This is a genomic window from Brevibacterium pityocampae, assembly GCF_039541555.1.
Taxonomy (GTDB): Bacteria; Actinomycetota; Actinomycetes; order Actinomycetales; family Brevibacteriaceae; genus Brevibacterium; species Brevibacterium pityocampae.
This window is the reverse complement of the sequence record NZ_BAABGL010000002.1, coordinates 248,532-266,894: the sequence shown is the minus strand read 5'-3', so window position 1 is coordinate 266,894 and position 18,363 is coordinate 248,532. Positions and strand designations below refer to the sequence as shown.

The window sequence follows — 18,363 nt, the reverse complement described above, 5'->3', positions numbered from 1 at the left end:
GCCCATGACCACTGTCGTTCTCTTCCACTCCGCCGTCGGCCTCAACGACGGCATCCGCCTCATGGCGCGCGTCCTCACCGATGCGGGGCACACCGTCCATACCCCCGACTACTACGACGGGCACGTCTTCGAGACCCCCGAACCGGGGATCGCCTACCGCGACGAGGTGGGCTTCCCGGAGCTCGCCCGGCGCGCTTCGGCGCTCATCGAGGATCTCGAGGGGCCGCTCGTGTTCGGCGGGTTCTCGCTCGGCGCGGCGATGGCGCAGTCGATGGGCAAGCGCGACCCGCGCGCCGCGGGCTCACTGCTGTTCCATGCCGGCGGGGTGCCGAAGCCCACGAGCTGGCAGCCCCACGTGCCGCTCGAGATCCACCACAGTGTCGGCGATCCGTGGATCGAGCAGTGTGCGCCGCAGCGGCTCATCCGCTCCGCCGCAGAATCCGGCGCCCAGACCGCGCACTACGTCTACCCGGGCAGCGGGCACCTGTTCGCCGACCCGACGAACCCGGAGTACGACGAGGCGAGCGCGGCCCTAATGTGGCGCCGCGTGCTCGCCTTCCTCGACGACCTGCGCTGACCGGATCCCGCGAGGCGGGACACGATCACCGGCGGCACCCGGCAGGCGGGCGTCCGCCGGCCGCAGAACACGGCTCCCCGGTCGATCCAGTGCGGTCGACGCCCGGAAACCGCACTGCAGTGACCCCGGAACCGGACGAACCGCACTGGGACGGCCCCGGAGCAGCTCGCAGCTCAGTCCATGACGAGGCCGTTGTCGACCACGAGGTTCTGCCCCGTCACGGCCCGGGAGGCGGGCGAGGCGAAGAACGTGATCGCCGAGGCGAACTCCTCCGGCGTGGTGACGTGGCCCAGGGGCGTGCCGGCCGCGATCGCGTCGAACACCTCCGCCGGAGTGGCCGAGGAGGCGTCGGTGGTGCGCAGCAGCCCGCCGGACACCATGTTCACGCGCACCCCGGACGGGCCGAGGTCCTTGGCGAAGGTGCGGGTGAGCGACAGCAGGGCCGCCTTCGCCGCGGTGTAGTCGTGGTAGGGCACGACGGGGTTCTGGAACAGGTTCGTGCCGACGTTGACCACACGACCCGAACCGATCTCGCGGAACCCGCTCATCGCACCCTGGATGACGTTGAGCGCACCGCCCACCGTGCCGCGGTACTGCGCCTCGAGCGCGGCGTAGGAGATCTCGTCGGCGCCGTCGCGCTCGTCGCCGTTGAAGGAGAAGTCGACGAGCGCATTGTTGATCACCGTGGACACCGGCCGGTCGAACTCCGCGCGGGCGGCGTCGAACATCGCCACGACGGCGCGGAAGTCGGTGACATCGGCCTCGACGGCGAGCGCCTGGCCGCCGCGGGCGCGGATCGCCTCGGCGAGCTCGTGCGCGGCATCGGCGCTGTGCCGGTAGTTGATGACGAGCGCGGCGCCCTCCTGGAAGAACGCCTTGACGACCGCGGCCCCGAGGCCCCGGGCGCCGCCGGTGACGAGGACGACCTGCTCGGCGATCGGCAGGGCGCTGGTGGTGTGGGCGTGGGCGTTCGTCATGGCGACTCCTCCGGTTCTCACTTCCGCCCTGCTCACAGCCTCGTGCGCAGGGGCGCGTCTCCTCTCGAGCCTACCCGGCCCGGGACCCCGGCGGGGCCTGCGCGCACACCGGCCGCCGCAGGGTCCGGTGCGGGCACGGCGAACCGCGGACGGGGAGCCGGATGGGAACCTGCGGGGAGCCGTCGCCGAGGCGCGGGCCGGCCCGTGCTCGCACGCCGGCCGGGAGGTGTCTGTCAGCGGCGGCGGCGCTCGGCGCGCAGCCGCTCGCGGCGCGAGGCGAACACGACCTCGGCGGGAGAGTCGTGAGCCGCACCGGGCTCTCCTTCGGCTTCGTCCTCACGAGCCGCACTGCCCGGCCCGCTCCGCGGAGCCGTCGCCGCGGCAGGTCCTCCCTGGCGGCTGCGCCGTGCCGCATCGGCCCAGGTCTCTCCGGCAGGGAAACCCAGGGCCCGGCCCGGGGCGGTGAGCGGGGTGAGGACGACGAACCACAGGATCACGAGGAGGGCCGCACCGATGAGCACGTTCGCCCAGGCCGGCAGCCCGAGCACGGTGGACTGCAGCCACGACGCGACGGTCATCGAGAGCACCTCGGGCACTCCGATGAGCCCGTTGGTCAGCATGAAGACGAGGCCGACGGCGATGAACACGAGGCCGCCGATCACCTGCGTGGAGTGGAACTCCCGGCCGCCCACGGTGATCCTGCGGCCGCGCAGCCAGCGCAGGCGGGAGGCGCCGAGCCGCTGCCACACCGTGGCGATGACGAGCATCGGAGCGGCGATCCCGAGAGCGTAGACGAACAGCAGGAGCAGACCGGATGCCGCGGTGCCGGCCGAGGCCGCCATGGTGAGGACCGCTCCGAGGATGGGTCCGGTGCAGAAACCGGCGACGCCCGACACGATGCCGAGCACATAGGAGCTCAGCAGCCCGGGGACGCCCCCGGCCCGATCGGCTGATCCGGTGCCCCCGGCCCGATCGGCGGGCTCGGCGCCCCCGGCGGTACCGGACAGCCCGGTGTCCCGGCGGGCACCCCGCGGACCGGCGCTCGCCGTCGCAGCACGCGCACCGCCGGGAAGGCGGGCGCCCAGGTCGAAGCCGATCCCGAGGATCTGGAGGATCCCGAGGACGACGAGCACGGCCCCGGAGACGAGGATGAGGGTCGAGCGGTGCTCGGTGAGCAGGCTGCCGATGAGACCGGCACCGGCTCCCATCGGCAGCAGGATCGTGAGCAGGCCGAGGAGGAAGATCCCGGTGCGCAGGAGGAGCCAGCCGGCGCCCGCGGTGGTGAACGCGAAGAACGCCGGGACGAGGAGCGCGCCGCACGGGCTGAGCAGGGCGAGCACGCCTCCGAGGAAGGCCGCGATGATGCCGATGGTCATCGGATCGACCTCAGCCCTCGGACGCCGGAGCGGACCCGGCACCCGAATCATGACCTGATTCAGGGCCCCCGCCCGCCGGGTCGTAGGGCGCGGCCTCAGCGGCGAGCTCGATCGCGGCCTCGAACTCCTCGGCCGGCAGCGCCCCGGCCAGGGGCTGGCCGTTGATGAGGAAGCTCGGGGTGTTGAAGGCGCCGATCGAGCTCGCCTCCTCGACGTTCGCCTCGACCCAGGCGGAGGCCTCGGCGGATTCCATGTCCGCCCGGAAGGCCTCCTCGTCCAGGCCGAACTGCTCCGCCACCGCGACGAGCTCCTCCTCGGTGAGGTCGGCCGGACCCAGCTGCTCGCCGTCGCCGAACAGCGCCCCGTGGTACTCGCGGTACATACTCTGCCGGCCCGCCGCCCAGGCCGCCCGCGCGGCGCGGTTCGAATCCTCGCCGAAGAAGTCCATGTCCCGCCACTCGATGCGCAGGGTGCCGGCGTTGACGTACTGCTCGATGAGCGCGATCTCCGTCGTCGCGGCGTGCTGCGCGCAGTACGGGCACTGGCCGTCGGAGTAGACGACCATCGCGACCGGCGCATCGACCTGTCCGAGCGCGCAGGGGTCCTCGGCATCGCGCCGCGCGGTCGACTCGATCCGCTGGACCTCGTCCGCCCGGGGCCCGGCCTCGGCCGTCGCAGAAGCCTCGCCTCCGGCGACCGGCGCCTGCCCCCCGCCGTCCTCGTCGATGGCGAGGATGCCCACGGTGATGAGGGCGATGATGACGATATTGACAGGAATCGCCCAGAACCAGAACGGCCGGGAGGAGGGATGCATGTGCTCGATCCGAGATCGGGGACGGGGCCCCTCCAGGCTACGCCCCCGCGTCCACGTCCGCCGCTGGGCCCGCGTCGCCGTCCCGTCTCCCGCCGCCGCGCCCGGCCGGCGCGTGGCCCAGGTCACGTTCCGACGCCCCTGATTCCGGTAGTGCCCATTGTCTCAACGAATGCCGTGTCCGGCATGTTCTCCGGGGTATTAGGATGAGGGAGGCTCGCACCCGACCATCACCTGCATCGAACGGACCCTCTTGAACGGCAACTCGACTTTCCGGCATGACAACGTCGCCCTCCTCTCGATCACCGAGGTCACCGCACCGATCGAAGTGAAGTCCGAGGTCTTCGACGAGACCCTGGCGGACACCCTCGCGGAGCTCCGCCTCCCCAAGGGCCTCCTCCAGCGCGTCGCCGGCGTCCACGCCCGCCGCAACTGGGAGAAGCCCGGCGACTTCGCCACCGGCTCCGCCGAGGCCGGCCGCGCCGCCCTCGCGCAGGCCGGGATCTCCGCCGACCAGGTGGGTCTGATGATCAACGCCTCGGTCAGCCGCGAGAACCTCGAGCCCTCCGTCGCCACCCGCGTCCACCACGAGATGGGCCTCGGCCCGCAGGCGATGAACTTCGACATCACCAACGCGTGCTTGGGCTTCGTCAACGCGATGACTGTCGCCTCGACGATGATCGACTCCGGCCAGCTCGACTACGCCGTGGTCGTCGCCGCCGAGGACGCCCAGCGCGTGCAGCGGGCCACCGTCGAGCGGCTCGCCCGCCCGGGCATCACCCGGCACGAGTACCTCAACGAGTTCGCCTCCCTGACTCTGGGCTGCGGCGCCGCCGCCGCGGTCCTCGGCCCGGCCGATCGCCACCCGGAGGGCCACCGCGTGCTCGGCGGGGTGACCCGCGGCGCGACCTGGAACCACGAGCTCTGCGTGGGCGGCTTCGACGGCATGTTCACCGACACCAAGGGACTGCTCGACAACGGCATGGAGCTCGTCACCTCCGCCTGGCACGAGGCGCTCGCCGACGGCTGGGACTGGCAGCACATGGACCGCTACATCATGCACCAGATCTCCGACGTCCACATGAAGTCGGTGGCCACCGCCGCGGAGCTCGACACCACGCGCATCCCGAAGACCTACCCGCAGCTCGGCAACGTCGGCCCGGCCTCGCTGCCGATCACCCTGGCCCTCGAATCGGAGAAGCTCGAGCGCGGCGAGCGCGTGCTCTGCGTGGGCGTGGGCTCCGGCCTCAACACGGCGATGACGGAGATCGTCTGGTGAAGTTCGCAGCCGCACCCGCCGCCCTGCCCGGTCCGCTCCCCGAATGGGACCCGCAGTGGTCCCGGCTGGTGCGCGCGGACACCGTCGACGGCGAGCACACCTTCCACGTGCTCGACACCCTGCCCGCGCTCCGGGCCGCCGGACGCGAGCCCACCGGGACGATCCTCGCCCTCCACGGCAACCCCACGTGGTCCTACCTGTGGCGCCGCCTCGCCGCGGCGAGCCTGCGTTCGACGACCGGCCGCACCTGGCGCGTCATCGCCCCCGACCAGCTCGAGATGGGCTTCTCCGACCGGCTCGCACACGATGCGCTGCCGACCACCCACGGGCCCGGCTACCGCCGCATCGCCGAGCGCGTCACCGATTTCGACGCCGTCGTCCGCACCCTCCTCGCCGAGGTGCCCGCCACCGCCGCGGCCTCCGGTGCCGCGACTGAGCCCGCGACCCCATCGCCCACAGCCGGCTCCCCCGCCGCCGAGGCGCCCGCGCGGGAGGCCGGAACCGCGCCCGCCGGCGACCACCCGATCGTCACCATCGGCCACGACTGGGGTGGCGTCCTGTCGCTCACCTGGGCCGCCCGGCACCTCGATCTCGTCGATGCCGTGATCAGCCTCAACACCGCCGTGCACCAGCCCGAGGACGCGCCCCTGCCGGCGCCTCTCCAGGCTGCGCTCGCCGGGCCGATGCTGCCGACCTCGACGGTGCTCACGGACCTGTTCCTGCGGATCACGCTCGGCCTCGGCCAGGGCCCCATCCGCAAGGAGATCAAGGAGGCGTTCCGCGCCCCCTACCGGACCGCGGCCGACCGCCGCGGGATCGGCGCCTTCGTCGCCGACATCCCGGCGCAGGACACCCACCCGAGCCGCGCGGAGCTCGAGCGGCTCGGCGCGGACATCGCCGGCATCGACGTCCCCGCCCTCCTCATCTGGGGACCCAAGGACCCGGTGTTCCTCGAGCGCTACCTCCGCGACCTGCGCGGCCGCCTGCCGCACGCGGACATCCACCGCTTCGAGAAGGCCTCCCACCTCGTGTCCGAGGACGCCGACGTCGCCGGGCTCGCACTGCGCTGGCTCGAGAACCGCTTCCCCGCCGCCGAGACGCCGGCCGCGGATCCGACGCACGCCGCCTCCCGAGCCGCTGCCGGCACTCATGCCGCCTCCGGAGCCGCGGCAGAGTCCCCCGCCGCCGGCTCCCCGGACACGGAAGCCCCCGGCACCGGGGCTCCCACCGCCGCTCAGTCCTCCACCGACTCGCCGCTGATGTTCGACGCGCTCCTCGCCCGCGCCGGCGACCGCTCGATCGCGAGCGTCGACATGTCCCAGCAGCCGCCGCAGTCGGTCACCTGGGCCCAACTCGCCGCCGTGGTCGACGGGATCGCCCACGGCCTGCGCGACCTCGGGCTGCACCCCGGCGACCGGGTCTCCCTGCTCGTGCAGCCGGGCAACAACCTCACCGCCGCGCTCTACGCCGTGCTCCGTGCCGGCGGCGTCGCTGTCGTCGCCGATGCCGGGCTCGGCGTCGCCGGGATGACCCGCGCGATCAAGGCCGCCGACCCCCAGTGGATCATCGGCCAGGTCCCCGGCCTCACGCTCGCCCGCACCGCTGGCTGGCCCGGGCGCCGGATCTCCGTCAGCCCGCTCGACGCCCTCGAACGGACCGCGCTCGGTGTGGAGACGAGCATCACCGAGCTGTCCCGCACCGTCCCGAGGGCCCCGCTGGCCCGCCCGGACGCCGACGACGACGCCGCGATCCTCTACACCTCCGGCTCGACCGGCCCCGCCAAGGGCGTGCGCTACACCCATGCGCGGCTCGGGGCGCTCGGCCGGAAGCTCGCCGACCACCTCGGCGTGGAGCCCGGCTCCGGACTGGTCGCCGGATTCCCGCCGTTCGCGCTGCTCGGACCCGGGATCGGCGCCACGAGCGTCACCCCGGACATGTCGGTGACGAAGCCGCGCACGCTCACCGCCACCGCGCTCGCCGACGCGATCCTCACCGGCGACTGCACGATGGTCTTCGCCTCCCCGGCCGCGTACCGCAACGTGTGCGCGACCGCCGGCGAGCTCAGTGCGGAGCAGCGCGGCGCCTGCGCCTCCGTGGAGCTCGTGCTGTCGGCCGGCGCCCCGGTGCCGCTGCGCCTCATGGACGCGCTCGCCGAGCTGTTCCCGAACGCCGCGATCCACTCCCCCTACGGCATGACCGAGGGCCTGCTGCTCACCGACATCGACCGCCACGGGGTCGCCGCCGCCGCGGCGCAGTCACGCGACCACGGCGTCTGCGTCGGCACCCCGGTGCCGGGCGTGTCGCTCGCGCTCGCCCCGATCGACGCCGCGGGCCGGTCCTCCTCGACCCTGCTCACCGGGGCCGAGGCCGTCGACGTGCTCGGTGAGTTCGTCGTCTCCGCGCCCCACGCCAAGGCCGGATACGACCGGCTGTGGCTCACCGATGCGGACTCCAAGCGCGACGGGCTCGACGGCCGCATGTGGCACCGCACCAACGACATCGGGCACATCGACCCGGAGGGCCGGGTGTGGCTCGAGGGCCGCCTCCAGCACCTCCTCACCACCGCGGACGGCCCGCTCGGCCCCGGCGGCATCGAGGCGGTCGTCGACGAGGTGCCCGGCGTGCTGCGCTCCGCGGTCGTCGGGGTCGGCCCGCGCGGCACCCAGGCCGTGGTCGTCGTCGTCGAACCCGACGCCGAGGCGCCCGCCGGCGCCCGGCAGAAGCCCGGCCTCGCCGACCTCGAGCTCACCGACGCGGTGCGCACAGCGGTCGCCGGCCACTTCGCCGCCGACATCGCCGCCGTCCTCATCAGCCCCACCTTCCCCACCGACATCCGCCACAACTCGAAGATCAACCGGGAGCGCCTGGCCGGGTGGGCCGACGCCGTGCTGCGCGGCGAGCCCGTCGGCAAGCCCTGAGCCGGCAGGCGGGGCCTGCCCCCGCACGCCGTCGCCCACCCCGTTCCCGCGATCCGCAGGAGGCACACATGAAGGTACTCGTCACCGGTGCCTCGGGCCTGCTCGGCTCCTCGGTCGCCGCCGCGCTGCTGGCCGAGGGCCATGCCGTCACGACGCTGCAGCGGCGCGCCTCCGGCGTCACCGGTGCTCTCGACGTGCTCGGCAGCGTCACCGACCCGGGGCTCGTCGAGCAGGCGACGGCCGGGCAGGACGCGGTGATCCACCTCGCGGCGAAGGTCGCGATGACCGGGGACCCGGCGGCCTTCGAGGCCGTGAACATCGAGGGCACCCGCACCCTGCTCGCCGCCGCGCAGGCCGCCGGCGTCTCCCGCTTCGTCCACATCTCCTCGCCGTCCGTCGCCCACGCCGGCGACTCGCTCGTCGGCGAGCCCGCCGGGCCGGCCGACCCGGAGCACGCCCGCGGGGAGTACGCGCGCACCAAGGCCCACGGCGAGCTCCTCGCGCTCGCCGCCGATTCCCCGGCCTTCCCCGTGCTCGCGCTGCGCCCCCACCTCATGTGGGGCCCCGGCGACACCCAGCTCACCGAGCGCATCATCGACCGCGCCCGGGCCGGCCGGATGCCGATCCTCGGCAGCGGTGCAGCCCTGGTCGACACGCTCTACGCGACGAACGCCGTCGATGCGATCCTCGCCGCGCTCACCGCCGTCACCCGCACCCACGGCGAGGCGCTCGTCGTGACGAACGGGCAGCCCCGGCCGATCGGCGAGTTCATCACCCGGCTGGCGCTCGCCGGCGGGGCGTCCGCGCCCGGCCTGCGCATCCCGGTGGCTCCCGCGCTCGTCGCGGGAGCGGCGGTGGAGAAGGTCTGGGAGCTCGGCGAGCACGACGACGAGCCGCCGCTCACCCGCTTCCTCGCCGAGCAGATGTCGACCGCGCACTGGTTCGACCAGCGCCGCACCCGCGAGGTCCTCGACTGGACGCCGCGGGTGAGCATCGCCGAGGGCATGGCCGCGCTCGCCCGTCACTACAGCGGGACCTGAGCTCAACCCCTTTTCAACTCTCTCGAACGATCGCTAGGATGAGTCCGATGTCCGGGCCCGCCGCCCGGGCGCGATCGGCCGGACGACGGAGTTCACCCATGCCACCCGCACCGCATTCGGCGAGCGCGCTCGCCGCCGACACCCGCGCCCTGCTCGCGGAGTTCCCGCCGGAGGAGGTCCGCATCGAGGAGGACCGCTTCACCTTCCTCGAGGCCCGCTACGACGCCGGCCTCGCCGCGGTCCACTACCCGCCGGGATACGGCGGGCGCGGACTGCCGCGCGAGCACCAGGCCGAGGTCGACGCGATCCTCGCCGCGGCCGGCGCCCCGGACAACCGCCCGGCCCACATCATCGTCAACCTCGGCATGGCCGGCCCGACGATCCTCGGCGCCGGGACCACCGAGCAGAAGGACCGCTTCATGCGGCGTCTGTGGACCGGCCGCGACCGCTGGTGCCAGCTGTTCAGCGAGCCCGGGGCCGGCTCCGACCTCGCCGGGCTGTCCACCCGGGCCGTGCGCGACGGCGACGACTGGGTGGTCTCGGGGCAGAAGGTGTGGACGACGCTCGCGCACCTCGCCGATTTCGCGATCCTGCTCGCCCGCACCGACCCGAGCGTGCCCAAGCACCAGGGCATCACGTACTTCCTCCTCGACATGCGCTCGGCCGGGGTGACGGTGCAGCCGCTGCGCCAGATCACCGGCGAGGCGGAGTTCAACGAGGTGTTCCTCAACGAGGTCCGCATCCCGGATGCCATGCGCCTGGGCGAGGAGGGCGAGGGCTGGGCGCTCGCCAACCTCACCCTGTCGAACGAGCGCTCCGGCTCGATGAAGCGCCCCGAGCGCGAGGGCGGGCCGATCCGCACCCTCCTCGACACCTGGCGGGAGACCCCCGTCGAGGAGCGCGACCCCGCCTACCGGGACTCGATCGCGCGCGCCTGGGTGCGGGCCGAGGCGGTGCGGCTGGCCGGCATCGCGATCCAGCGCGCGATGGCCCAGGGTGATCCCACCCCGGAGGCGAGCGCACTCAAGCTCGCGAGCGCGGAGACGAGCAAGGCGATCGCCTCGCTCGCGCTCGAGACCGCGGAGGCCGGCGGGCTCCTCCACCCCGACGGCTACGACTTCCACCAGCCGGACTTCATGTCCGTGGACATCACCGGCCGCTCGGCCGGGTACGCGTACCTGCGCACCCGCGCGAACTCGATCGAGGGCGGCACGTCCGAGGTGCTCAAGAACATCATCGCGGAGCGCATCCTGCGGCTGCCGCGCGAACCGCGCACCGACACCCAGGTGCCCTTCACGGAGGTCCCCCGATGACGGACACCGACACGACCCCCGCCCCCGGGGCGCACACGGCTCCCGGGGCGGAATCGGCCCCCGATCTCGCCCTCGCCGGCGAGCTCGCCGCCGGTCTGCGCGCCGCGGTGCGCGGCCTCGGCGGCATCGATGCGGTGCGCGACTCCCTCGACGACCTCGCCCCGATCCGGCAGGCGCACCGGCAGATGATGGACACGATGGGCCTCGGCGGCGTGCTCGCCGAGGAGGAGCACGGCGGGCTCGGGGCCGGCATGGCCGCGATCGTCGCGCTCGGCCGGGCCGCCGGCGCGGTGCCCGCCGCTGATCTCCTGGGCCCCTACGTCAGCGCCCCGGTGGCCTTCGGCATGCTCGTCGTCGGCCACCCGGATGCGGGGGTCCGCTCGCTCGCCGGCGACACCCTGCGCCGGATGGCCGAGGGCACCACCTGCGTCGGCGCCGTCGCCGGCGGCCTGCTGTTCGACGCGGAGCTCTGCGAGGAGGTGCTCGTCCACCAGGACGAGACGATCCACCTGGTGCCGCGCGCCGAGCTCGAGCTCACCGCGCTGCCCGCCCTCGACCCGACCCGCACGCTCCACCGGGTCACCGAGTCCTCGGTGCTCGGCGCGGGGACGATCCTCGCCGACGGCGACATGGCGGCCGAGATCGTCGGCGCGTCGATCATCGCCGGGCGGGTGTACCTCGCCGCCGAGCTCGAGGGCGTCGCCCGGGCCGTGCTCGAGGAGACCGTGACCTTCCTCGGGGAGCGGATCGCGTTCGGCCGGCCGCTCGGGTCCTTCCAGGCGCTCAAGCACCAGCTCGCGGAGATGTGGTCCGAGGTCTCGCTCATCGGCCCGCTCGTCGACGAGGCCGCGCTCCTGCTCGACACCGGGGACGACCCGACGGAGGCGGCGATCTATGCGGCCGCCGCGCTGTCGTTCGCCGCGGACACCGCGACCCGGGTGTGCGAGCAGGCGCTCCAGCTCCACGGCGGGGTCGGCTACACCTGGGAGAGCCCGGTGCACATCTGGCTCAAGCGCGCAGCGGCCGGCCGGGTGCGCCTCGGCACGCCCCACACCCTGCGCGCCGAGCTCGCCGCCCTCACCGACATCTGAGACCGACAGACCCTACTTCCCGTACTCGTCGCGGAGCTTGTGCTTGAGCAGCTTGCCGGAGGCGTTGCGCGGCAGCTCGGGCACAACCTCGAGGCGCGTCGGCTTCTTGAACGAGGCGAGCCGGTCGGACAGGAAGTCCTGGATCTCCTCGAGCGTCGGGGGGTCGGCGGGGTCGGCGGGCACGACGATCGCCACCGGCGTCTCCACCCACTTCTCGTCCGGGGCGCCCACGACCGAGGCGTCGGCGACCTTGGGATGGGCGGCCACCGCGTGCTCGACCTCGATCGAGGAGATGTTCTCGCCGCCGGAGATGATGAGGTCCTTCGCGCGGTCGACGACGTACATGAAGCCCTCCTCGTCGCGCTTGACGAGGTCGCCGGAGTGGAACCAGCCGTCGTGCGTGGCCGCCTCGGTCTCCGCCTCCTTGTTCCAGTAGCCGGCCATGAGGCCCGGCCCGCGGTAGACGACCTCGCCCATCTCGCCCTCGGCGACGTCGTCGCCCTCGGCGTTGACGACGCGCACCGCCACCGGCCCGACGGCCTTGCCGATCGATCCCATCTTGCGGATCGAGTCGTGGTCGTGGAGCTGCGCGGTCACCGGGGACATCTCGGTCTGGCCGAACGCCGCACTGATCGTGGCGTTCGGGAAGGTGTCGGCCATGAGCTGCAGGGTCTGCTTGGACGCCGGCGAGGCGCCCCAGGACAGGGTCTTGAGCGGCAGGTCGCGCTCCTTGATCCCCGGCAGGGAGCACAGGGCCTGCCAGATCGTCGGGACGAGGAACATCGAGGTCACCTGCTCGCGCTCGATCATGTCCGCGAGCGCCGGGATGTTCGTGAGCACCTGCGGGGGCGCGAGCACGATCCGCATCCCGGTGAAGAACGCCGGGGTGAGGAAGCCGACGGCGGCGATGTGGAACAGCGGCACGACGACGAGGTTCGCCTCGGGGACCTCGGTGGGCGGCTGCGCGGAGCGCAGGATCGGGATCATCTGGCTGGCGAGGTTGAGGTAGCTCAGCATGACGCCCTTGGGCGCGGCCGTGGTGCCGGAGGTGTACATGATCATCGCGATCGAGTTCTCGTCGACGTCGACCGGCTCCGCTTCGCCGCCGGCGGCGAGGATGCCCGGCACGTCCTCGTCGAAGGAGATGATGTCGATCCCCGGTGCCGCACCGCCATCGGCGCCGATGCCCGCGACCGTCTTCGCCCCGAACCCGTCGACGAACATCGCCCGCGCGCCGGAGTCCTCGATGAAGTAGGCGACCTCGCGCGGCACCGAGCGGATGTTGAGCGGCACGGTGATCGCGCCGATCGTGTTGATCGCGACCATCGCGGCGATGTACTCCGCGCGGTTGAGGGCGAGGATGAGCACCCGGTCTCCGGGCTGCACGCCGCGCCGCTGGAGGTCGGCGGCGAGCGCCTGCACCTGGGCGCGCAGCTCGCCCCAGGTCACATGGCCCGCGTCCGAGGTGATGATGACCTCCTCGGGCCGATCGATCGCATGGAGCTCGAGCATGTTCATCCAGTGGAACCGGCGGGAGAGGAACGGCTGGCGGTTCGGAACGGCGGGAATGGTCACGGTGGCGCCTTTCTGCAGGTCATCGCTGCACATGTCGTCGCTGCACGTCGTCGTGCGGACACAGCACTGTGTCGTACCTCACAGCCTAGGGCAGGGTGCGTGATCGAGCGTTCGAAATTCGGTAAAAATCTGGCAACGACCGCGGCGGGTGCCGTCGACCGGACCCGCGCCGTCATTGGTGGCGGACGGCTGCTCGCCGGTGGTGCGCGCGGACCCGGAGGCGCGCCGCGCGCTCTACTTCGTCAGTCCGCCGAACAGCAGCGAGACCGTCATCGCGACGATGACGGTGTTGAAGACGAAGGCGAGCACGGTGTGCTCGCGGGCGGCCCGCCAGCCTGTGCGGGTGCGGATCCGGGCGCCGAGGGTCGAGGCCATCGTCGACATCATGAAGGCCATGGTGAGGTAGTCGCCGAACACCGGCGGCTCGAGCTGGTCGAAGTCGATCCGCTCCCCGCCGGAGTGCTGGCGCAGGTACCGCAGGGCATAGGAGTAGACCATGGCGAACCACGAGGCGGCGACCGTCGCCATGCCGAGGAGGATGAAGAGCGGCTCGGAGCGGAACATCTCCGTCCGGGCCAGGCTGACCGTGAGGACGGCGGCCACGATCGCGCCCGCCACCGTCCAGGAACCGGCGCCGCCGTAGCCGAACATCTTCGACATCAGCGAGGGTCGGTGCCGGCTCTGGACCGCGGCGATGCGCACGAGCTCGGGCCGGGGCGTGCGCGCGTAGACCACGTGGGTCCACGCGATGTAGCAGAGCACGAAGAGCACCCCGTGCGGTCGTCAAAGTAGCCACGTCTTGACCGGTTACTTCTGCTGGCTTCTTGTCTCATGAGAGTGGGCAGAGGGCTGAGCAGTGGTCGTACTCAGTGTGTCCGCCAGCCAGGAAATCACGTCGGCTGGGTGTCCGTTGGGCGCAGAGGTGAAGCCGATCGGCGTCACCTGCGCGGCCTGCTGTTTGGCGTAGGGCGCGGGTCGGGTGATGTACGGCTGGATAGGCAGTAGGTGCGCTGTCGTCGTGCCGGTTAGTGAAGCCGTTGCGCAGTGCCCGTGCCGGGCGTCCGGTGAACGCGCGGGTGATGACAGTCTCAGTGAATCTCGGATTGGCAAGAGCGGCCCGATGTGTCGGCGATGTTCCTGCCTCGTCGGTGCGCAGCAGCAGCGTGCCGACCGTGACCGCCTCGGCTCCCGCATCCAGGAGTGCGCGGACAGTGGCCGAGCCATCCACACCACCGGCAGCGATCACGGGCAACTGGATCGTGGAGCGAACATCGCGCACGAGCGCTCCGGTCGAAACCTCGCCCAGGCTCCGCGCGGGATCGTAGGTGGCGCTGTGCCCGCCAGCAGCCGGGCCTTGCACGATCAGCCCATCCACGCCAACAGCCTGCGCTTCCAGTGCTTCACCTGGCGTCGTGACGGTCGCGAGTACCTGCGATCCCGCCCGCTGCAGCGCGGCGATCGCGGCAGGATCGGGCAGCGCGAACGTCAGCGACACGACTGGAACCGGATGATCGATCAGCAGGCCGAGTTTGTCCTCCCAATGGTCGTCATCGGACACCGGGTCGGGATCGAGTTCGAGGCCGTAGGCGTCGGCCTCGACCTGCACCTCGGCGGCGTAGCGGCGGAACGCGTCACGGTCGAGATCGCTCTTGCTCGGCACGAACAGGTTGACCCCGAAGCGGTCGGTGTGCTCGCGCACCTCGGCGATCTGTGCGGCGAGTCCATCGCGGGTCTGGTAGCCGCCGGCGAGGAACCCGAACCCGCCCGCGCCAGCGACTGCGGTGACGAGCGCGGGCGTGGTCGGCCCGCCAGCCATCGGAGCGGCCACGATCGGCAGTGGAGTGTCCAGCAGGGGGGTGTAGTTCACGGATTCTCCTCTCGATACGGCCAACCATCGACGGTCTCGATCCCACAAGTGCTCGTCACAGGTGGCGGCGCCGCGGCGTCGGCGACCCTTCCATCCTACTTGGACATTCAGTATCCAAATACTCTAGGTTTGGTAGGGCGTACCCGTATCGACCCAGGAGGCAACAAGGATGACCGCTACTCGAACCGCACTCGTGACCGGAGCCAGCCGAGGAATCGGGCAGGCCACAGCCCGACGGCTGGCGTCGCTGGGCTTCGACGTGATCGCCCAGCATCGCGGCGATGACAGCGAGCTGGGTCCGATCCGTGAGATCGCCGCCGAGCACCAGACGACCGTGACCCCGGTACAGGCCGACTTCTCCGACCCCGGAGCGGTCGAGGCCCTGCTGCCACAACTCGATGCGGCACTCGACGGCCGCACGGTCGATCTCGCGTTCCTGAACGCCGGGATCGCGCCGTTTGGCGACTTCACCCAGCTGACGGAGTCGGCGCTGCGCGACCTGTTCCAGGTCAACACCATCGCCCCCTATGCACTCGCCGCAGGGCTGGCGGACAAGATGACGAGCCCTGGCGGGCAAGTCGTCTTCACCGGATCTGCCCTCACCCGCTACGCGTTCCCGGCATTGACCGGGTACGGGATGAGCAAGATCGCCCTGGAATATCTCGCCCGCAACATGGCCGCGAGCCTCGGGTCGCGGGGCATCACGGTCAACGTCGTCGCGCCCGGCGTCGTGGACACCGACATCAACGCCGGCTGGCTGCGCGGCAACGAGGAAGCAGCGGCCGGCACTCGTGAGTCGTCGGCGCTGGGGAGGATCGCCGAGGCCGATGACATAGCCGAGACGGTTGCCCTGCTTGCGCAGTCTTCGTCGCAGACGATCACCGGGCAGGTCATCGACGTGTCCATGGGCACCAGCCTGTAACCGACGAGGAGGCGAGCACTGATGAAGACCGTCGCGATCATCTACCACTCCAGCACGGGGAACGTGCACCAGATGGCCCTGGCCGCGCACACCCACGCCGAACAGCTCGGACACGGCGTCCTGTCCACCCGGCTTCCCGAACTGGACGACCCAGACGCTACCGTCGCCGCGCATCGGAAAGCCCTCGGCGACCTTGAAGCCGCCGATGCGGTTCTGTGGGGCACGCCCGGCCGGTACGGGGCAATGTCGGGGCCGATGAAGCACTTCCTCGACCAGACCCTGCCACTGCACCAGCGCGGCGCCCTGGCAGACAAGTACATGTCGACGTTCGTGTCCACCGCCTCCAACCACGGAGGACAGGAGTCCACGATCCTCGCGTTCAACAACGTGCTCTACCACTGGGGCGCGATCATCGTTCCCGCCGGAGCCGCAGGCGAGGCCCAGGCGATGCCGCTCAACGGCAACCCCTACGGTGTCTCCAGCGTCTCCAAAGCCCAGCCCGACGCGGTGCCGTCCGAGAACCTGGAAGCGATGAAGTTCCTGGTCGAACGGCTCCTCACGCTCGTGCCAGGCGAGTGACCCACGATCGTTCCGCCCCTGCCGCATCATCTGCGCGGCAGGGGCGGGCTGCTGCTCGCACCGTTGCTCAACCCGGACAATGCGGGTCTTCGTTGAGTAGGATCGACGTGTGAAACTGCCGCGCGGAACCGAGTGGATGGCCCACTGCCTCGTCGCGCTCTCCGCCTGCGAGGACATCGGCCCGCTCGCCAAGCACACCCTGGCAGAGATGTTCGATATCCCCGACGCCTACCTGAGCAAGCAGCTCCAGCAGCTCGTGCGCGCCGGCATCATCCGATCCTCCGCGGGAAACCGCGGCGGCTACTTCCTCGCGAGACCCGCGAGCACTGTGACCCTGCTCGACGTCATCAAGACCGTGCAGGGCGACGCCCCGCTGTTCGTATGTGAGGAGGTGCGCTGCCGCGGCATCTTCACCGACGACGCCGACGCCATCAGAGAGACCGGCCCCTGCGGTATCCACCACGCCATGGTCGAAGCCGAGAACCGCTGGCGCGACTCTCTCGCCACCGTCACTGTCGAAGCACTGACCCAACAGATCGGAGAACAGGGCGTCACCAGAATGCGCGACTTCGCCCGAGCACAGCGCGCCCATCAATAGTTGGCGCGGTGCCGCTACCCGAAAGGTAGAACGCCACGGGCCAGCCTGTGGGTCGTCAGTTCCCCAGGAGCGGCATCCCGTTGATCAAGCCGCGGAGGGCGAGTACGTCGCGTGGGATGAACTCTGCGACCGTCAGGCCAACCACGTCTGCGGCCGCGGTGAGGTCAGCGACGATCCGCCGCACGTCTGCGCGGGTAAGCCCACCGGGAACCATGCCCAGCCCGAGCGCGACCTCGTCACTGTCGACGACATCGACATCGAGGTGGATCGCAAGTTTCGTCGCCCCGGTGCCCGCCACCCACTCCAACAACCTGGCGCTGGAGCCTCGCAGATCGTCAGGCGTGAACACGGGCAGACCCCACGAGCCGACGTTTTCGTACGCGTCCTCGACCCAGTCGTGCAAGCCGACCAAGGCCAGCCGAGAGGCAGACACCGTCGCCGGAAGCATACTCGTGACCTCCGGGTCACCGTGGCCGAGCAGCGTGCTCACAGCCATGGCGTGGTAACCGTCGTAACCGGTGGCGTTGGTGTCAGTGTCGGGATGCGAGTCGATCCAGACCACGGCTAGATCCTCGCAATATTGCTTCGCGAGGGCGGCGAACGGAGCCACGCTCACCGAGCATTCCCCACCGAGGGTGAGGATGCGATCGGCCTCGTGCCGGGCGATAGCTTCCTGCGCGGCAGCCAGAGAGTCGATGACCTCCTGACGGGATTCAACGCCGTCGGTGGAGTCGCTCTCGCTGTCGGCGACGGGCACGACTTCGGTGGGGCCGTCGTGGTCGGGCAGGATCGCCTGCAGCACGCGCGAGCCGAACGCGTATCCGCACCTGGCCTCATCCAGGGAGAACTCCGACAGCATCTCGGCGACCCCGTTGCGGCCCGCGCCTTGCCACTGCGGCCAGACCAGGCGCAGCGTGCTCGTGGCCTCGGTATCGTTCACGTTCTCGGTCATGTAGTTCGCTTCTCCTCGTCAGGTCTCGGTGCGATGTCTCAGTCGCGGATGATCGCGGTGATCTCGATCTCGACGCGCATCTTCTCGTCACCGAGCGCTGCGACACCGATGTTGGTCCAGACCGGTGGCTGCTCGGGCATGTACTGGCGCAGCTTCGAGGCCATGTAGGCGACCGTCTCGGCATCGATGTCGACGTGGTAGGAGCGCACGTTGACCACATCCGCCCAGCCCGCACCGGCAGTGGCGAGGGTGCGCTCGATGTTCTCGAACGCCTGGTCGATCTCCTCGGTCAGGGTCCCGGGGAACTCCCACTCGTCATTCCAGCCGCCCTGACCTGCCAGCTCGACCCGGTCACCGATCTTCACAGCTTGCGAGTAGTGGAACAGTTCCCGATTGCGGTCGCCATAACCGGGGGTGGTGAAGAACTCGACGCCGCTCATTCTGTGGATGCTCCCCTCGTTCTCGGTGCAGCTTTTCGCACATGAGCT

17 protein-coding genes are annotated in these 18,363 nt (G+C 71.3%); 9 read left to right on the top strand and 8 right to left on the bottom strand.

Annotation, left to right across the window (positions count from 1 at the left end; translation table 11 throughout):
- Positions 1-4: 4 nt before the first annotated feature.
- Entirely contained in the window at positions 5-577 is a 573-nt protein-coding gene (locus ABD883_RS01535) for a dienelactone hydrolase family protein (RefSeq protein WP_345029282.1), read from the top strand.
- Between the two features lie 173 nt (positions 578-750).
- Here ABD883_RS01535 and ABD883_RS01530 read toward each other — a convergent pair whose 3' ends face one another.
- From ABD883_RS01530 to ABD883_RS01520, 3 genes are all read right to left on the bottom strand, one after another.
- Complete coding sequence (locus tag ABD883_RS01530) at positions 751-1,554, bottom strand: 3-oxoacyl-ACP reductase (RefSeq protein ID WP_137318674.1); 804 nt, start codon at positions 1,552-1,554, stop codon at positions 751-753.
- 233 nt (positions 1,555-1,787) lie between these two features.
- Positions 1,788-2,930, bottom strand: a complete 1,143-nt coding sequence (locus ABD883_RS01525) for a cytochrome c biogenesis CcdA family protein (RefSeq protein ID WP_345029279.1) — start codon at positions 2,928-2,930, stop codon at positions 1,788-1,790.
- Positions 2,931-2,940: 10 nt separating this feature from the next.
- Positions 2,941-3,744 (bottom strand): DsbA family protein, encoded by an 804-nt coding sequence (locus ABD883_RS01520; RefSeq protein WP_345029278.1) that lies wholly within the window; start codon positions 3,742-3,744, stop codon positions 2,941-2,943.
- 250 nt (positions 3,745-3,994) lie between these two features.
- Between ABD883_RS01520 and ABD883_RS01515 the strand changes: the two genes are divergently transcribed.
- The 5 genes from ABD883_RS01515 to ABD883_RS01495 all read left to right on the top strand — a co-directional run bounded on the left by ABD883_RS01515 (position 3,995) and on the right by ABD883_RS01495 (position 11,382).
- Positions 3,995-5,020, top strand: coding sequence for a 3-oxoacyl-ACP synthase III (locus ABD883_RS01515; protein WP_345029275.1), 1,026 nt, complete (start codon positions 3,995-3,997; stop codon positions 5,018-5,020).
- On the top strand, positions 5,017-7,938 hold the full coding sequence (locus ABD883_RS01510; protein WP_345029273.1) for an alpha/beta fold hydrolase: 2,922 nt from the start codon (positions 5,017-5,019) through the stop codon (positions 7,936-7,938). The genes ABD883_RS01515 and ABD883_RS01510 overlap by 4 nt, the downstream gene beginning before the upstream one ends.
- Before the next feature lie 68 nt (positions 7,939-8,006).
- Positions 8,007-8,978 carry an NAD-dependent epimerase/dehydratase family protein gene (locus ABD883_RS01505; RefSeq protein WP_137318669.1) on the top strand — a complete coding sequence of 324 codons (972 nt, stop codon included), beginning with the start codon at positions 8,007-8,009 and terminating at the stop codon, positions 8,976-8,978.
- A gap of 98 nt (positions 8,979-9,076) precedes the next feature.
- On the top strand, positions 9,077-10,291 hold the full coding sequence (locus tag ABD883_RS01500; protein WP_345029271.1) for an acyl-CoA dehydrogenase family protein: 1,215 nt from the start codon (positions 9,077-9,079) through the stop codon (positions 10,289-10,291).
- On the top strand, positions 10,288-11,382 hold the full coding sequence (locus ABD883_RS01495; RefSeq protein ID WP_345029270.1) for an acyl-CoA dehydrogenase family protein: 1,095 nt from the start codon (positions 10,288-10,290) through the stop codon (positions 11,380-11,382). Before ABD883_RS01500 ends, ABD883_RS01495 begins: the two co-directional genes overlap by 4 nt.
- A 12-nt stretch (positions 11,383-11,394) precedes the next feature.
- Here the strand turns inward: ABD883_RS01495 and ABD883_RS01490 are convergent, their stop codons facing one another.
- The 3 genes from ABD883_RS01490 to ABD883_RS01480 all read right to left on the bottom strand — a co-directional run bounded on the left by ABD883_RS01490 (position 11,395) and on the right by ABD883_RS01480 (position 14,824).
- Positions 11,395-12,957 (bottom strand): AMP-binding protein, encoded by a 1,563-nt coding sequence (locus ABD883_RS01490; RefSeq protein WP_345029268.1) that lies wholly within the window; start codon positions 12,955-12,957, stop codon positions 11,395-11,397.
- A 234-nt stretch (positions 12,958-13,191) separates the two neighbouring features.
- On the bottom strand, positions 13,192-13,719 hold the full coding sequence (locus tag ABD883_RS01485) for a DUF1345 domain-containing protein (RefSeq protein WP_265809205.1): 528 nt from the start codon (positions 13,717-13,719) through the stop codon (positions 13,192-13,194).
- A 67-nt stretch (positions 13,720-13,786) separates the two neighbouring features.
- Entirely contained in the window at positions 13,787-14,824 is a 1,038-nt protein-coding gene (locus ABD883_RS01480) for a nitronate monooxygenase (RefSeq protein ID WP_345029267.1), read from the bottom strand.
- Positions 14,825-14,993: 169 nt separating this feature from the next.
- Here ABD883_RS01480 and ABD883_RS01475 point away from each other — a divergent pair, with 169 nt between their 5' ends.
- The 3 genes from ABD883_RS01475 (at position 14,994) to ABD883_RS01465 (ending at position 16,923) form a co-directional block, all read left to right on the top strand.
- A complete protein-coding gene (locus ABD883_RS01475) occupies positions 14,994-15,746 on the top strand; it encodes an SDR family NAD(P)-dependent oxidoreductase (RefSeq protein WP_137318663.1) in 753 nt (250 codons plus the stop codon).
- A 21-nt stretch (positions 15,747-15,767) separates the two neighbouring features.
- Positions 15,768-16,325, top strand: coding sequence for an NAD(P)H-dependent oxidoreductase (locus ABD883_RS01470; RefSeq protein ID WP_137318662.1), 558 nt, complete (start codon positions 15,768-15,770; stop codon positions 16,323-16,325).
- A gap of 109 nt (positions 16,326-16,434) precedes the next feature.
- A complete protein-coding gene (locus tag ABD883_RS01465) occupies positions 16,435-16,923 on the top strand; it encodes an RrF2 family transcriptional regulator (protein WP_137318661.1) in 489 nt (162 codons plus the stop codon).
- Positions 16,924-16,978: 55 nt separating this feature from the next.
- On the opposite strand, the gene ABD883_RS01460 is transcribed toward ABD883_RS01465, so the two are convergent.
- A complete protein-coding gene (locus ABD883_RS01460) occupies positions 16,979-17,875 on the bottom strand; it encodes an arginase family protein (RefSeq protein ID WP_345029265.1) in 897 nt (298 codons plus the stop codon).
- Between the two features lie 38 nt (positions 17,876-17,913).
- Positions 17,914-18,315 carry a Rid family hydrolase gene (locus ABD883_RS01455; protein ID WP_247424052.1) on the bottom strand — a complete coding sequence of 134 codons (402 nt, stop codon included), beginning with the start codon at positions 18,313-18,315 and terminating at the stop codon, positions 17,914-17,916.
- Positions 18,316-18,363 lie beyond the last annotated feature (48 nt).